This window comes from Bacteroides cutis, from assembly GCF_900241005.1.
Taxonomy (GTDB): domain Bacteria; phylum Bacteroidota; class Bacteroidia; order Bacteroidales; family Bacteroidaceae; genus Bacteroides; species Bacteroides cutis.
Map to the genome: position 1 here is coordinate 764,588 of NZ_OEST01000001.1, position 14,374 is coordinate 778,961.

The window sequence follows — 14,374 nt, forward strand, 5'->3', positions numbered from 1 at the left end:
TATTAAGTTGCTTTCAATGCTATTGTTTATTTTATGAGTTTCAGTACCTCTTTCGCTATAATAATCGCTGAGTCGGGCAATGCCAATTTGGCGATATGATCGCTCAGGCTTTCCAGCTTCTCAGCATTGGCTATGGTTTCCAGCGCTACGGGTAGCAATCTGTTTTTGGCTTCGGAATCTTTCACGTAGATGGCTGCATCCTTATTGACGAGCGCCAGGGCATTCTTGGTCTGATGGTCTTCTGCCACATTGGGCGAGGGTACCAAAATGACCGGTTTGCGTAACAGGCAGAATTCCGAGATGGAACCTGCACCGGCACGTGAAATGACAAGGTCGGCTACGGAGTATGCACTTGCCATGTCTTTGATGAAATCTGTCACGTATAGGTTGGGAATGGCGTTGATATGAGGATGATGTACGGTTTCTCCCGTTACTGTGGTGATAGCGTCTCTCACCTGTTCGATGTATATCTTTCCGGTTTGCCAGATGAATTGTATGTCAGGATTGTTACGGATGATTTCCAATCCTTCCGTCAATGTTTGATTGATGGTACGTGCACCAAGACTGCCACCCAGTATGAGAATGGTTTTCTTAGCGGGATTTAAACCGAAATAGTCTGCAGCTTTTTTATGAGAAATGGAATGTTCCAACAGGTTTTGGCGCACCGGGTTACCGGTCATGATGATTTTCTCCACAGGGAAGAACTTTTCCATGCCCTCGTAAGCTACACATATCTTACAGGCTTTCTTAGCAAGTAACTTATTGGTGACGCCTGCGTAGGAGTTTTGCTCTTGTATCAGGGTAGGAACGCCCATCATGCCTGCTGTTTTCAAGGTGGGACCGCTGGCATAACCACCTACACCTACGGCTACCTGTGGGCGGAATTCCTTGATTATTTTGCGGGCTTTCCATTGACTACGTACCAACTTTATCAATACGGCGAAGTTCTTCCACAGTCGTTTACGGTCGAAACCGGCTACAGGCAATCCGATAATTTTATATCCGGCATCGGGGACACGCTGCATTTCCATACGCCCTTCTGCTCCTACGAAAAGAATTTCCGCGTCGGGGCACAACTCTTTTATGGCGTTGGCAATGGATACAGCAGGGAAGATATGTCCTCCCGTACCTCCTCCACTGACGATGATGCGTGGCTTATTATTAATTGTTTCCATATCTTGTTTTATTAGAATTCGTATGAATACTTGGCATACTCTATCAATATTCAATACATTATATCCATATATTCGTCTATCTGTTATTCCAAACTCCGCTTATTCGAACTCGGCATCACTGTTCAGCACTTTGGCAGTAGGTTCGGCGGCAGTTTGCGCATCACTGTTGGCGGTTTCATCTGTATTGCCGGTTTCTATCTGCATGGTGATTTGGGCGTCATGTGCTCTTTGCTCTTCCAGTTTGGCTGTATATCGGCTCACGCTTAGTATCATACCAATATAGGCACAGTTTATTAACGTAGATGTACCTCCCTTGCTGATGAGCGGAAGTGGTTGTCCCGTTACGGGGGCAAGGCCTACGGCTACCATCATGTTGAAAATGGCCTGTGACACCAACAACAAGGCGATACCTATGATGAGGAAAGCGGGAAAGGTGCGGTCGCACTTTTTGGCAATACGCCCTACACGTATCAACAGGCAGATATAGAGGAAAACCACGACAATTCCGCCAACCAATCCGAGTTCCTCGACGATAATGGCAAAGATGAAATCGGAGAAAGCCTGGCTCAGGAAGTCACGTTGAACGGAGTTCCCGGGACCTTTGCCTACTACATTGCTGGTAGCAACGGCAATACGGGCATGAGCTATTTGTGCATCTTTATCTATATCGAATTTGGCGGCAGGCACTTCTTCATTGCTGGTAAATTTCTCAATACGGGCACGCCAGGTATCAAAACGGTGTAGGAAAGGCAGATCGCTGTTCTTGGTTACCACCAGAAAGGCTACGGCAATAATGGCTACTCCCGCCAGACTGCCTGCCAGTATCAGGAGTTTTTTTATAGCCACACGACCGATGAACATCATCAGAAAGACGACTCCGAACAGTAGAGCGGCAGTAGATAAGTTTTCGGGCGCAATGAGTAGACATATGATACCGGTGATTATCATGATACGTTTGAAAGCTTTGGGACTGGCGCCGTTTTCGTCCTGTCCTTTGGAGAGAATAAATGCCGTGACGATGATGACCGCCATTTTTGCCACCTCCGACGGTTGAAACTGTATGCCCATGAACGTCATCCAACGGGCAGCACCGTTTATGCGCTCCATCATCATAACAAGTGCCAACAGTATTACTGATGCCGGTAGCAAGAAAACGGGAAATACCTGGAACCATTTGTAAGGTATGTTGTGCATTAGGACTACAACTACGGCACCCACCATTAGGATGATGCTGTGTTGTGTAATCGGTCCCCAGTGGTCACCACTCTTATAAGTAAGCGTACTGGCAGCACTGAACACCTCCGTTATGGAGATGAGACAAAGGACAAGAAAGATAATCCAGATTACTTTGTCCCCTTTGAATATGCTCTTTAATAAATCCATAAATAATGTGGTGATGTGATATTACTCTATCATTTTATTATTTTATCACTTTATCACTTTTATAACTCTCTTACATATTTCTTGAACTGGTCACCTCTGTCTTCATAGCTTTTGAAAAGGTCGAAACTGGCGCAACAAGGGCTGAGTAATACTGTCTCTCCTTTTTTTGCCAACTTATAGGCTGCGTCTACTGCATCTTTCATTCCTGTCCGCACATCTGCTACGGGCAGATCCATGCGGTCGAAGAACTCGTGCAGCTTTTCATTGTGTAATCCCAAGTACACCAAAGCAGAACACTTTTCGCGTACAAGATCTTCTATTTCGGTATAATCGTTACCTTTGTCTTTACCGCCGAGGATAAGCACTGTTCGGGTAGTCATGCTTTGTAAGGCATACCAGCAAGAGTTTACATTTGTTGCTTTAGAGTCGTTGATGAAGTGAATGCCACGTACGGTAGCAACCTTTTCAAGACGATGCTCCACGCCTTTGAAATCTGACAAGGCCTTGCGGATATCTTCTTTACGGATACCGGCAAGGTTGGCGGATATTCCAGCGGCCAGAGAGTTATATAAGTTGTGTGTGCCATGCAACGCCAACTCCTCTTGTTCCATGTTAAAAGCAATCGGTTCGTTGATTTCCACTTCTCCGTCTTCCACGTAGGCTATAACACCATCTTCTTTTACGGCAGAGAAAGGATAGGGGTGCGCTTTCAAGCCATGTTTGGCAAGCTCCCGGCGGATGATGGGGTCGTCGTTCCAATAGATGAAGGCATCTTCAGACGTCTGATTTTGTGTGATACGGAACTTGGCATCCACATATTTTTGCATGCAGTGGTCGTAACGGTCCAGATGGTCGGGAGTGATGTTCATCAATACGGCGATATTGGCACGGAAATTATACATATTGTCGAGTTGGAAGGAACTCAGCTCGATGACATAGTAATCGTGTTTCTCTATTGCCACTTGCAGGGCAAGACTGTTCCCGATATTTCCTGCCAAGCCTACGTTCAGTCCCGCACTCTTAAAGATGTGGTAAATGAGCGAGGTAGTAGTGGTCTTACCGTTCGATCCCGTTATACAAATCATCTTGGCATCTGTATAGCGTCCGGCAAACTCTATTTCGGAGATAATAGGTGTACCTTTTTCTTTCAGTTTAAGAATAAGTGGAGCATCGTTGGGGATACCGGGACTTTTCACCACTTCATCGGCATTGAGTATCATCTCTTCGGTGTGTTTCCCTTCTTCCCAAGTAATGTCATACTTGTTCAGCAGTTCCTTGTATTTGTCTTTAATGGCAGACATGTCGGAGACGAACGTGTCGAAACCTTTCACTTTGGCGAGTACAGCAGCACCTGCGCCGCTTTCACCTGCTCCTAATACTACAATTCTACTCATATTAATAATTGTGTTAATGCGATAGTGTGATAATGTTCTAAAATGACATTGCACTATCGCCCCTATAATTCTATCACTCTATCACCTTATCTGATTTTCAATGTTATAATCGTTATTGCTGCCAGTACAATCGTTACAATCCAGAAGCGGACGGTAATTTTCGATTCATGGAACAACTGTGTAGGTTTGGTAAATACAACTTTGCATCCTGGCTCGATCAGGTTCATACTGGTACGGAAATGATCGTGTATCGGTGTTCGCTTGAAAAGACGTTGTTTTACTCCTTTTCGTTTGCCTGCTTTGTAGTAGACCCGTTGCAGAATAACTGATAGGTTTTCTACCAGGAATATTCCACAAAGAATAGGTATCAACAGTTCTTTGTGAATAATGATGGCGTATACGGCAATGATGCCGCCGATGGTCAGGCTACCTGTATCACCCATGAATACCTGCGCCGGATAGGCGTTGTACCACAAAAAACCGATAAGGGCACCGATGAAGGCACAGATAAAGATTACCAGTTCTTCAGAGCCGGGAATATACATGATATTCAGATAACCTGCGTATTCAATATGACTGGATACGTATGCCAATATTCCCAAAGTTAATCCGATGATGGCAGAGTTTCCTGCCGCCATGCCATCCATGCCGTCGTTCAGGTTGGCACCATTGGATACGGCAGTGACCACGAAGATGGTGATGATGACGAACAGTACCCATCCTGCGGTTTGGGCATGTTCGCCCATAAAACCTACGAGGTCGGAATAATCGAAGTTATTGCTTTTGAAGAACGGGATGGTGGTTTGTGTAGCTTTGATTTCTTTGGCGGCATGTACCACTTCTATTTGTCCGTTAGGTTGCTGTATCTCTATGTTTTCGCGGATAACAACCTGCGGGCTCAGATAGAGTGTTAAACCTACAATCAGTCCCAAACCTACCTGGCCGATAATCTTGAACTTACCGTGCAGACCTTCCTTATCTTTCTTGAATATCTTGATATAATCATCGGCAAAACCCAAAGAACCTAACCAAACGGTGGTAATTAACATCAGTATCATGTAGATATTGCTCAACTTACCCAGTAACAAGCATGGGATGAGGATGGCGAAGATGATGATAACCCCACCCATACTCGGGACGCCTACTTTATTTACTCCGAACGGATCGATACTGGCATCACGCTGCGTTTCAGTGATTTGTTTCCGTTTCAACAGGTTAATGAACTTATCACCCCAGATACTCGATATGAGTAATGCCAGAATGATTGCCATCAATGCCCGGAAGGATGTATAACCGAACATACCAGCTCCGGGGAAATCGTATTTATCTAACCATTGAAATAAATAATATAACATAATTTTTCAATTTACTTTTAGAGTGATGGTAGTTTTATGTCGCCTTATCACTTTAAAACATTATCGCTTTTAATTCCTCTTTATCATCGAAGTGATGTTTCACCCCTTTAATCTCCTGATAGTTCTCGTGTCCCTTTCCGGCAACGAGAATAACATCACCTGGCTGTGCCAGCATACAGGCTGTTTTGATGGCTTCCCTCCGGTCGACAATACTGAGTGTCTTTTGCATATCGTCTTTATCCAGTCCGGTAAGCATATCGTTGATGATATCTTGAGGTTCTTCAAAGCGCGGATTATCGGAAGTAATAATGACGCGGTCACTGGCTTTGGCAGCTTCTTTGGCCATAATGGGGCGCTTGCCTTTATCACGGTTACCCCCGGCACCGACTACAGTGATTACTTTTCCTTTGCCTTCCAATACTCCATGGATGGCATTCAATACATTGACAAGTGCATCCGGGGTATGGGCGTAATCTACAATGGCGGTGAAACCTTTGGGAGAACGTACGGCATCAAATCTTCCGGTTACGGGGTGCAAGGTGCTGAGGGCGATAAGCACGTCTTCCTCTTTCTTACCCAGCAATACGGCAGCTCCGAATACTGCCAGCAGGTTACTGGCATTGAACTTGCCGATGAAGTTTACAGCCAGCTCGTGGTTATTGAAGTCGAGCAACATACCTTCAAAATGAGATTCTAATACCTTTCCTTTGAAGTCGCTGAGACTTCTCAACGAATAGGTATAGACTTTGGAGCGTGTGTTCTGCGTCATTACCAATCCGTTTTTATCATCCAAATTTGTCAGGCTGAATGCGTTCTTAGGCATATCGTCGAAGAACTTCTTTTTAGCTTTGAGATAATTCTCAACAGTTTTATGATAATCTAAATGGTCACGTGTCAGATTGGTAAAGATCCCCCCGGTAAATTTCAATCCGCTGATACGTTTCTGAGCGATGGAGTGGGAACTTACTTCCATAAATGCATATTTGCAGCCGGAATCGGCCATCTCTCCTAATAGGCGGTTCAGTGTGACAGGATCGGGAGTGGTATGTTCCGTAGGTATAGGCTGGTCGTCGATGTAATTACATACGGTAGAAATCAGTCCTACTTTATATCCAAAGTAACGGAACGTATTATATAATAAGGTAGCGATGGTAGTTTTACCGTTTGTTCCGGTTACACCTACCAATTCCATTTTAGAAGTAGGGTCGCCATAGAAGAGAGTTGCTATTTTGCCTACCGAATCTTCGCTGTCTTTTACTTGGATATAGGTGATACTGTCTTTAGGCTTTTCCGGTACATCTTCACAAAGTACGGCAACAGCGCCTTTCTCTATGGCTGCGGGGATATAGGCGTGTCCATCGGTTTGAGTGCCGCGCATAGCCATAAACAGGTGTCCGGCTTCTATCAGACGAGAGTCGATGTTCACTCTAGTTATCTCTATATCCGTACTTCCGATGATTTGTACCGGTTGTATCGTCTTTAGTAATTCGCTTAATTTCATACCTTTTATTAATTGATAATTGACAATTATCCGTTAATTACTTAATTTCTTTATACCTTATTTATTATATATAATATTACATGATAATTATTCATTCTTAATTGTGCATTGTCAATAGTATGGTTTGGCCTTTTATAATCCGGCTTCCGCCTGCTATCGACTGGCTCTTGACTCGTCCTACCCCATTCAGTCTTACTTTCAATCCTTTACTTTCCAGTAAATAGACGGCATCCTTTGCGCCCATACCTATCACACTGGGTACCGTACTCGAGTCTTTTCCTTGGTTTTGTAATATTATCACTGATGGGGTAGCTTGCACATGTCCCCATAACTCTTTTCCTTTTTCTTTGTTGAGTTGGTGTTGAGTGGGAATGTTCAACGAGTTCAGCGCATACAATGCTTCGTTAAGGTTTCCTGATTTTACAGTAGGTATCACATTGGTAGTACTATCTATAGCACTACGGATGTCAAACCGCAAGTTTTTAGCATAAACTCTTTCGGCTATTTTCCCAAATACACTACCTGCCATCAGACCACCGGATGCGGGAAGTCCTGGCTTCTGTATGGAAACTATACAACTATATTTGGGTGCTTCTGCCGGGAAATATCCGCAGAAACTAACAAGATAATTCACCCGTCCGGATTTGTAACCGGAGACCCCTTGCGAAATTTGTGCCGTTCCTGTCTTGCCTGCCACTGCAAACTGCTTGCTTCCGGCCGGTTTTGCAAGTCCTTCGGAAACCACTTTGTGCAGTATCTCACGGATTTGTGTCAAAGTACGGTCAGAACATATCTTTGTATTGATAATTTCCGTAGGAAACTCTTTTATTATCTCGCCATCTTTTACGGCAGCTTTTACAAATTTTGGGCGTATCATGGTACCGTTATTGGCAATGGCATTGTAAAAAGTAAGAATGTTCAGTGGTGGAACTTGTGTTTCGTAACCGATACTCATCCACGGTAAAGTAGTTTTGGCAAAATAACGTTCTTTGGGACCACGAATATTAGGCTTACCCTCACCGGCGATTTGCAAGTGGAGAGGTTGGTCGATACTCATACGTTTCAATCCATCTACATATTTTTGCGGATTATCCTTATAATATTTATCAATGAGGTAGGAAACGCCGATATTGGAAGATACCTCCAAAATGCGTGTCACATTGATTTTTCCGTATCCACCTCTATACCAGTTATGATCTTTCATTTTACTGCCATACATGTTCATAATACCGTTGCCGGTATCTACTTCCGTATCGGGAGTGATTTTACCGTCCTCCAACGCTACCATGATAGAAGCGGTTTTGAATGTAGAACCCGGTTCCAACATGTCACTGATGGCATTGTTACGCATCTCGTAATAATTACCGTCTCCGGCTTTCATCATATTGACAATAGCTTTTACCTCTCCGGTCTGTACCTCCATAAGTACGGCTACCCCTACATTAGCATTGATTTCTTTTAATTTGTCGACAAGGGCTTTTTCACAAATGTCTTGCATGTCTACATCAATTGTGGAAATAATATCGCAACCGTCTACAGGGGGGATATCGACAATATTCAGGTATTTGTTCATCACTTTTTGGCGGTGAGTAATACCGTCACGACCTTTCAATAGGGTATCAAATGCTAATTCAATACCATTTTTTGCACCTTGTGCAGTGTCGGCATAGAGGTCGCCTAAAGTACGGGCTGCTAATGAGCCAAAGGGCTTCTTACGTTGGTTGTATGCTTGTTCGTGAAATCCGCCCTTGTATTTGTTTAAGTTGAATACCGGTAACCGTTTAGCCTCTTTATATTGAATATAAGAGATACGCTTGGGATAAATCAGGTAGTTGCGGCTTCCTTTCTTACGTCCCTTCAACAGATGGCTTTTAAATTCGGCAGCACTTTTATCTGGAAATATTTTGTGGAGGCCTTCGCATATCTCTCCAAGATGGTTTATGAGCATGGTGTCTTTTTGCTCGCCACCGGCTTTGAAGTCCATATATATGCGATATTCAGGCAATGAACTTGCCATCAGCTTGCCATCGGCTGAAAGAATATTTCCACGATTGGGCTTAACGGTAACATTCTCTTTCACAAAACGATCGGCCACGTCTTGCCAGTATTGTCGCTCGGCAAACATGATAACGGTACCTTTTACGATAATAGCTATTCCCGCCAGTCCCATGATAAGGACGACAAAGAAATAACGGGTCATTATATTTTTCTTATTTACAGCCAATTCTATTTGCGGTTTAAAGATTTACAATTTAAATTGTTTTAATTCTCAATTATCCACTTTTTTAACTCTCTATTATTTCAGTAAGTATGGTGGATTGGTTGAGGTTTGTAAGTCGCTCTCTTTAGTTGCGATATACTCTTCAATACGCGATTGCCGGCTTCGTTCCATTAGTTCCGAGCTACGTGTCAGTGCATCATATTTGATATCAATAAGTTCTTTCTTGAGTTTGTCTATCTCTATCATCTGTTGCTGAGCAGCGTAACGGTTATGAATGTAGAAAAGGATAAGTACCATAATGAGTACAAGCAGTTTGGTCTGACGACGGAAAAAGTCCGTAGCCAGAATGTCACCTCCAATGATGTTTTTCAGCGAAGCATGCTTTTTCACCTTTTCGGTTTTCTTTTCTTCCTGTTTATTGTTTGTTTCACCCATCACTTATTACTTTATAGCATTACCACTCTGTCGTTTCTTATTCTTCTATTTTTTCCGCAATTCTCAGTTTAGCACTCCTAGAACGAGGATTGCGTTCTATCTCTGCTTCATCCGGCACAATCACCTTGTTGTTTATCAACCGAAAAGGTGTTTGTATATTTCCGAAAAAGTCCTTTTCAGTTTTACCTTCTACGTTACCCGTTTTCATGATATTCTTCACCATCCGGTCTTCCAGTGAATGATAGGTAATAACTACCAATCGTCCACCTGGCTTCAACGTTTCAGTTGCTGCATAAAGCATCTCTTTCAATGCTTCCATTTCCTGGTTGACTTCTATACGGAGTGCTTGGAATACCTTGGCAAACTCCTTCTTTTCCCGTTCACGGCCGAATAGGGGTTTGATAATTTCCAGAAATTCACCGATAGTGGTTATCTTCTGTATAGAACGGGCTTTTGCGATGACTGTAGCCAATTTTCGGCTATTTTTCAATTCTCCGTACAAGTAAAACAGATTTGCCAACCGTTCTTCATCGTATGTGTTTACCACATCGGCGGCGGTGATACCAGCACGTTTATTCATACGCATATCCAATGCGCCATCAAAACGGAAAGAAAATCCCCGTTCGCTGTCGTCAAAGTGATGGGAAGACACCCCTAGATCGGCAAGTATAGCATCCACTTTACTAATATTGTGATAACGTAGGAAGTTGTGCAGATAACGAAAATTACTGCGTACAAAGGTAAAGTGTGGATCGTTTACAATATTTCGTTCCGCATCTTCATCTTGGTCAAATCCCAGTAATCTACCTCCATTACCCAGTCTCGACAAAATTTCGCGGGAATGGCCTGCCCCTCCGAACGTGACGTCTACGTACGTTCCGTCGGGACGAATATTCATTCCGTTCACACTTGGTAATAGTAGTACCGGAATATGGTATGTCAGTTCTTCCTTCATCTTTATTTTTCTAAAATCACTTTATCATTTTAGTTTATCACTTTTTTCCTCCTCTTTACTATTTTCGTAATCTAAATCTCCCAATATATCCTGTAAAGCTTCACTGAATTCTTCCGATGCCATGAAAGGGCGCTCTGTATACTCTTTTGCCCAAATTTCAATAGTGTTGTCCATACCGATAAAGCGTACATCGTTCTGTATACCTGCCATTTGTAAATAACGTTTGGGTAAGAGGATGCGTCCGTTCCCGTCGGGAACCATGATTTCCGCGTCACTTACAAATTGTCGGAAGATTTGTTGGTGTTTGGCATTCCACTTATTTAGCCGCTGCCGAAGTTGGTTTTGTGTTGCGAACCAGACACTTTCCGGATAGAGAACTAGACAGTTCTGAAATACGTCTTTGCGCAATACAAGTCTTTCTTCGGAAACAGCTTGTAGTTGCTTCCGGAAGCCGGCAGGGATAAATACGCGTCCCTTTGTATCTGTCTTAGCTTCAATATTGCCTAAAAAACGTATCATTTATCACCTTATTATAATAAGCGACGGTAAAAATACATATTTCCCCACAATTCCCCACATCTTTTAGTTAAAACTTTATGTAGAAGTTTTCAACATCTTGTTAATTACTTATTCCGTTGAAAATGAACAATGTGCTGAAATGCTTTGTTGGTGGGGAATTGCTATAGGTTTATTTTTTCATTTAACTCGTATTTAAGCTATATTTTCTCTTTTGATAATTAATATATATTGCTCTTGTTTATAAGAGAAACCGTATAAATTTGTAATTTAGCGGCAGATAATAACACTAATAATCTTGCTAGCCTTTTAATCGTATGAAAAACATAACATTTGCTTTAGGAACAGGGCTACTAGCTGTTTCTTTATATGGTAACGCAATAAATAAACCTCTTAAGCCTAATATTATTTTTATTCTGTGTGACGACATGGGATATGGAGATCTAGGTTGTTACGGGCAGAAGTATATTCATACCCCGAATATAGATCGTATGGCACAAGAGGGCATGAGATTTACGCAGGCATACGCAGGCAGTCCGGTGAGTGCGCCGTCAAGAGCTTCATTGATGACCGGGCAGCATACAGGACATACACATGTAAGAGGAAATAAAGAATACTGGCGAGGAGTTCCAATGATGCAGTATGGTGTCAATAAGGATTTCTCTGTGGTAGGACAGGAACCCTATGATGCAGGTCATATAATTATTCCTGAAGTAATGAAAAAGAATGGTTATACGACTGGTATGTTTGGAAAGTGGGCAGGTGGTTATGAGGGCTCCTGTTCTACGCCCGATAAAAGAGGAATAGATGAATATTATGGTTTTATATGCCAGTTTCAGGCGCATTTATATTATCCTAACTTCTTGAATAAGTACAGTAAACTGGAGGGCGACACGGGAGTTGTTCGTATTGTGATGGAGGATAATATCAACTATCCGATGTTTGGAGACGATTACAAGAAGCGTTCACAGTATTCAGCCGATCTTATACACCGGAAAGCACTTGAGTGGCTTGATAAACAGGACGGAGGTCAACCTTTCTATGGTCTCTTCACATATACATTGCCTCATGCTGAATTGGTGCAACCCAATGATTCCATTTTGAAAGGTTATAAAAAGAAATTCTTTGTGGATAAAACTTGGGGAGGTCAGGAGGGTTCCCGTTATAATGCAGTAGATCATACGCATGCCGAGTTTGCTGGTATGATTACCCGTTTGGATTACTATGTGGGTGAGGTTTTGGAGAAGCTGAAAGAGAAGGGGCTCGATGAAAATACGATTGTCATATTCAGTAGTGATAATGGCCCTCATGAAGAGGGAGGAGCCGATCCTGCTTTCTTCGGAAGAGATGGTAAGTTACGCGGTTTGAAACGGCAATGTTATGAAGGAGGAATCCGAGTTCCTTTTATTGTACGTTGGCCGGGTCATGTTCCTGCCGGTTCGGTAAATCAGCATCAACTTGCTTTCTATGATATCATGCCGACTTTCTGTGAACTGGTGGGAGACAAGGCATTTCCCCAAAAGTATATCAATACGAAACTTGCGGATGATTGTTTTGACGGTATCTCCTTTGCTCCTACATTATTGGGCAAGGATGGGCAACAGATGCACGAATTTCTTTACTGGGAGTTCCATGAGACTGATCAGATAGGTGTGCGTATGGGTGACTGGAAAATGGTGGTCAAAAAAGGTACTCCTCATTTGTACAATCTTATAACCGATATTCATGAAGACCATGATGTCGCAGCTTTACATCCGGATATCGTAAAACAAATGGTAGTAATTATCAAACAAGAATATAAAAATAGTAATGACTTTCAGGTAACACTACCTGCCTCATTTTTCTTCTAACTAATACATCTATTATGATGAACCCATTACAATCTAAAATCTTTTACTCTTTGACCGGTGCCACTTTCGTTGCTTCAATGAATTCTTGTGTTTCCCAGAAAAAAAGTGGAGAACAGAAACAGTATAACATTGTGTATATAATGACGGACGATCATACGGCGCAAATGATGAGTTGCTATGACCATCGCTATATGGAAACTCCTAATTTAGATAGGATAGCAGCTGATGGTGTACGCTTTACCAATAGTTTTGTTGCCAATTCCTTGAGCGGGCCGAGTCGTGCTTGTATGATTACGGGTAAACACAGTTGTGCTAATAAGTTCTATGATAACTCGACTTGTGTGTTCGATTCTTCTCAGCAGACTTTCCCGAAACTCTTACAACGGGCAGGTTATGAAACTGCGCTTGTAGGTAAATGGCATTTAGAAAGTATGCCTTCCGGTTTTGATTATTGGCAAATCCTACCCGGTCAGGGAGATTATTACAATCCCGACTTCATTACTCAGAACAATGGTAAAATACGGAAACATGGCTATGTGACGAATATCATAACGGATGATGCCATAGATTGGATGAAGAATAAGCGGGATAAGAATAAACCATTTTGTCTTTTGATCCATCATAAAGCTATCCATCGCAATTGGTTGGCGGATACCTGTAACCTGGCACTCTACGAAGATAAGACCTTTCCGCTTCCTAATAATTTCTTTGATGATTATGCAGGACGTCCTGCTGCAGCTTCCCAAGAGATGAGTATCGTGAAAGATATGGATATGATTTACGATTTGAAGATGTTGCGTCCTGATAAACAAACCCGGTTAAAGGCTCTTTATGAACACTATCTTGGGCGTATGGATGAAGGTCAGCGGGCTGCCTGGGATAAATTTTACGGTCCTATAATAGAAGACTTCTATAAACAAAATCTTAAAGGTAAAGAACTTGCTAATTGGAAGTATCAGCGCTACATGAGAGATTACATGAAAACCGTGAAATCTTTGGATGACAATGTAGGTCGGGTACTCGATTATCTGAAAAAAGAGGATTTACTGGACAATACGCTGGTGGTGTATACATCTGATCAGGGGTTTTATATGGGCGAGCATGGTTGGTTTGACAAACGTTTTATGTATGAAGAATCCATGCGTACCCCTTTGATTATGCATTTGCCAAAGGATTTTAACTATAAAGGGGATATTGATGAAATGGTTCAAAATATAGATTATGCACCGACTTTCCTGGAACTTGCAGGTGTGCAAGTTCCCAAAGATATTCATGGCGTTTCTCTCGTTCCTTTATTGAGGGGGGAGAAACCGGCCGACTGGCGTAAGGCATTGTATTATCATTATTATGAATATCCTGCCGAGCACATGGTGAAGAGACACTACGGGATACGTACTGAGCGCTATAAATTGATTCATTTTTATGATGATATCGATGAATGGGAACTTTACGACTTGAAGAGTGATTCTTCTGAGATGCGCAATATCTATGGGTGTCCCGATATGGCTAAAGTGGTGGAGGATTTGAAAGTTAATCTTGCGGTATTGCAAGAACAGTATAATGATTCTATTAGATATTAAATCTGAATT

Annotated in this window: 11 protein-coding genes; 2 read left to right on the forward strand and 9 right to left on the reverse strand. The window is 42.4% G+C overall.

Annotation, left to right across the window (positions count from 1 at the left end; all coding sequences use genetic code 11):
- Window positions 1-26: 26 nt before the first annotated feature.
- The 9 genes from murG to mraZ all read right to left on the reverse strand — a co-directional run bounded on the left by murG (window position 27) and on the right by mraZ (window position 10,938).
- On the reverse strand, window positions 27-1,175 hold the full coding sequence (gene murG / locus C1A09_RS02935) for an undecaprenyldiphospho-muramoylpentapeptide beta-N-acetylglucosaminyltransferase (protein WP_101542220.1): 1,149 nt from the start codon (window positions 1,173-1,175) through the stop codon (window positions 27-29).
- A gap of 99 nt (window positions 1,176-1,274) precedes the next feature.
- On the reverse strand, window positions 1,275-2,558 hold the full coding sequence (locus tag C1A09_RS02940; protein ID WP_101542221.1) for an FtsW/RodA/SpoVE family cell cycle protein: 1,284 nt from the start codon (window positions 2,556-2,558) through the stop codon (window positions 1,275-1,277).
- A gap of 59 nt (window positions 2,559-2,617) precedes the next feature.
- Window positions 2,618-3,952, reverse strand: a complete 1,335-nt coding sequence (gene murD / locus C1A09_RS02945) for a UDP-N-acetylmuramoyl-L-alanine--D-glutamate ligase (protein WP_101542222.1) — start codon at window positions 3,950-3,952, stop codon at window positions 2,618-2,620.
- Between the two features lie 86 nt (window positions 3,953-4,038).
- Window positions 4,039-5,307 carry a phospho-N-acetylmuramoyl-pentapeptide-transferase gene (gene mraY, locus C1A09_RS02950; protein WP_101542223.1) on the reverse strand — a complete coding sequence of 423 codons (1,269 nt, stop codon included), beginning with the start codon at window positions 5,305-5,307 and terminating at the stop codon, window positions 4,039-4,041.
- Between the two features lie 52 nt (window positions 5,308-5,359).
- Window positions 5,360-6,808: a UDP-N-acetylmuramoyl-L-alanyl-D-glutamate--2,6-diaminopimelate ligase gene (locus tag C1A09_RS02955; RefSeq protein ID WP_101542224.1), complete on the reverse strand. Its 1,449-nt coding sequence runs from the start codon at window positions 6,806-6,808 to the stop codon at window positions 5,360-5,362.
- Window positions 6,809-6,905: 97 nt separating this feature from the next.
- Entirely contained in the window at window positions 6,906-9,008 is a 2,103-nt protein-coding gene (locus tag C1A09_RS02960) for a PASTA domain-containing penicillin-binding protein (RefSeq protein ID WP_101542443.1), read from the reverse strand.
- 96 nt (window positions 9,009-9,104) lie between these two features.
- The gene (locus C1A09_RS02965) at window positions 9,105-9,464 is read right to left on the reverse strand and encodes an FtsL-like putative cell division protein (protein WP_101542225.1); all 360 of its coding nucleotides are present in this window, start codon (window positions 9,462-9,464) and stop codon (window positions 9,105-9,107) included.
- A 37-nt stretch (window positions 9,465-9,501) separates the two neighbouring features.
- Window positions 9,502-10,419 carry a 16S rRNA (cytosine(1402)-N(4))-methyltransferase RsmH gene (rsmH, locus tag C1A09_RS02970; RefSeq protein WP_101542226.1) on the reverse strand — a complete coding sequence of 306 codons (918 nt, stop codon included), beginning with the start codon at window positions 10,417-10,419 and terminating at the stop codon, window positions 9,502-9,504.
- 24 nt (window positions 10,420-10,443) lie between these two features.
- A complete protein-coding gene (gene mraZ, locus C1A09_RS02975) occupies window positions 10,444-10,938 on the reverse strand; it encodes a division/cell wall cluster transcriptional repressor MraZ (protein ID WP_101542227.1) in 495 nt (164 codons plus the stop codon).
- Between the two features lie 314 nt (window positions 10,939-11,252).
- Here mraZ and C1A09_RS02980 point away from each other — a divergent pair, with 314 nt between their 5' ends.
- Entirely contained in the window at window positions 11,253-12,785 is a 1,533-nt protein-coding gene (locus tag C1A09_RS02980) for an arylsulfatase (RefSeq protein ID WP_101542228.1), read from the forward strand.
- 17 nt (window positions 12,786-12,802) lie between these two features.
- On the forward strand, window positions 12,803-14,365 hold the full coding sequence (locus tag C1A09_RS02985) for a sulfatase family protein (RefSeq protein WP_180949175.1): 1,563 nt from the start codon (window positions 12,803-12,805) through the stop codon (window positions 14,363-14,365).
- The last annotated feature ends 9 nt before the right edge of the window (window positions 14,366-14,374 follow it).

Excerpts from the sequence above, each read along its gene's own strand:
- murD (WP_101542222.1), bottom strand. The coding sequence starts at position 3,952 with ATGAGTAGAATTGTAGTATTAGGAGCAGGTGAAAGCGGCGCAGGTGCT.
- rsmH (WP_101542226.1), bottom strand. The coding sequence starts at position 10,419 with ATGAAGGAAGAACTGACATACCATATTCCGGTACTACTATTACCAAGT.
- C1A09_RS02955 (WP_101542224.1), bottom strand. The coding sequence starts at position 6,808 with ATGAAATTAAGCGAATTACTAAAGACGATACAACCGGTACAAATCATC.
- C1A09_RS02985 (WP_180949175.1), top strand. The coding sequence starts at position 12,803 with ATGAACCCATTACAATCTAAAATCTTTTACTCTTTGACCGGTGCCACT.
- C1A09_RS02980 (WP_101542228.1), top strand. The coding sequence starts at position 11,253 with ATGAAAAACATAACATTTGCTTTAGGAACAGGGCTACTAGCTGTTTCT.
- mraY (WP_101542223.1), bottom strand. The coding sequence starts at position 5,307 with ATGTTATATTATTTATTTCAATGGTTAGATAAATACGATTTCCCCGGA.
- C1A09_RS02940 (WP_101542221.1), bottom strand. The coding sequence starts at position 2,558 with ATGGATTTATTAAAGAGCATATTCAAAGGGGACAAAGTAATCTGGATT.
- mraZ (WP_101542227.1), bottom strand. The coding sequence starts at position 10,938 with ATGATACGTTTTTTAGGCAATATTGAAGCTAAGACAGATACAAAGGGA.
- C1A09_RS02960 (WP_101542443.1), bottom strand. The coding sequence starts at position 9,008 with ATGACCCGTTATTTCTTTGTCGTCCTTATCATGGGACTGGCGGGAATA.
- murG (WP_101542220.1), bottom strand. The coding sequence starts at position 1,175 with ATGGAAACAATTAATAATAAGCCACGCATCATCGTCAGTGGAGGAGGT.
- C1A09_RS02965 (WP_101542225.1), bottom strand. The coding sequence starts at position 9,464 with ATGGGTGAAACAAACAATAAACAGGAAGAAAAGAAAACCGAAAAGGTG.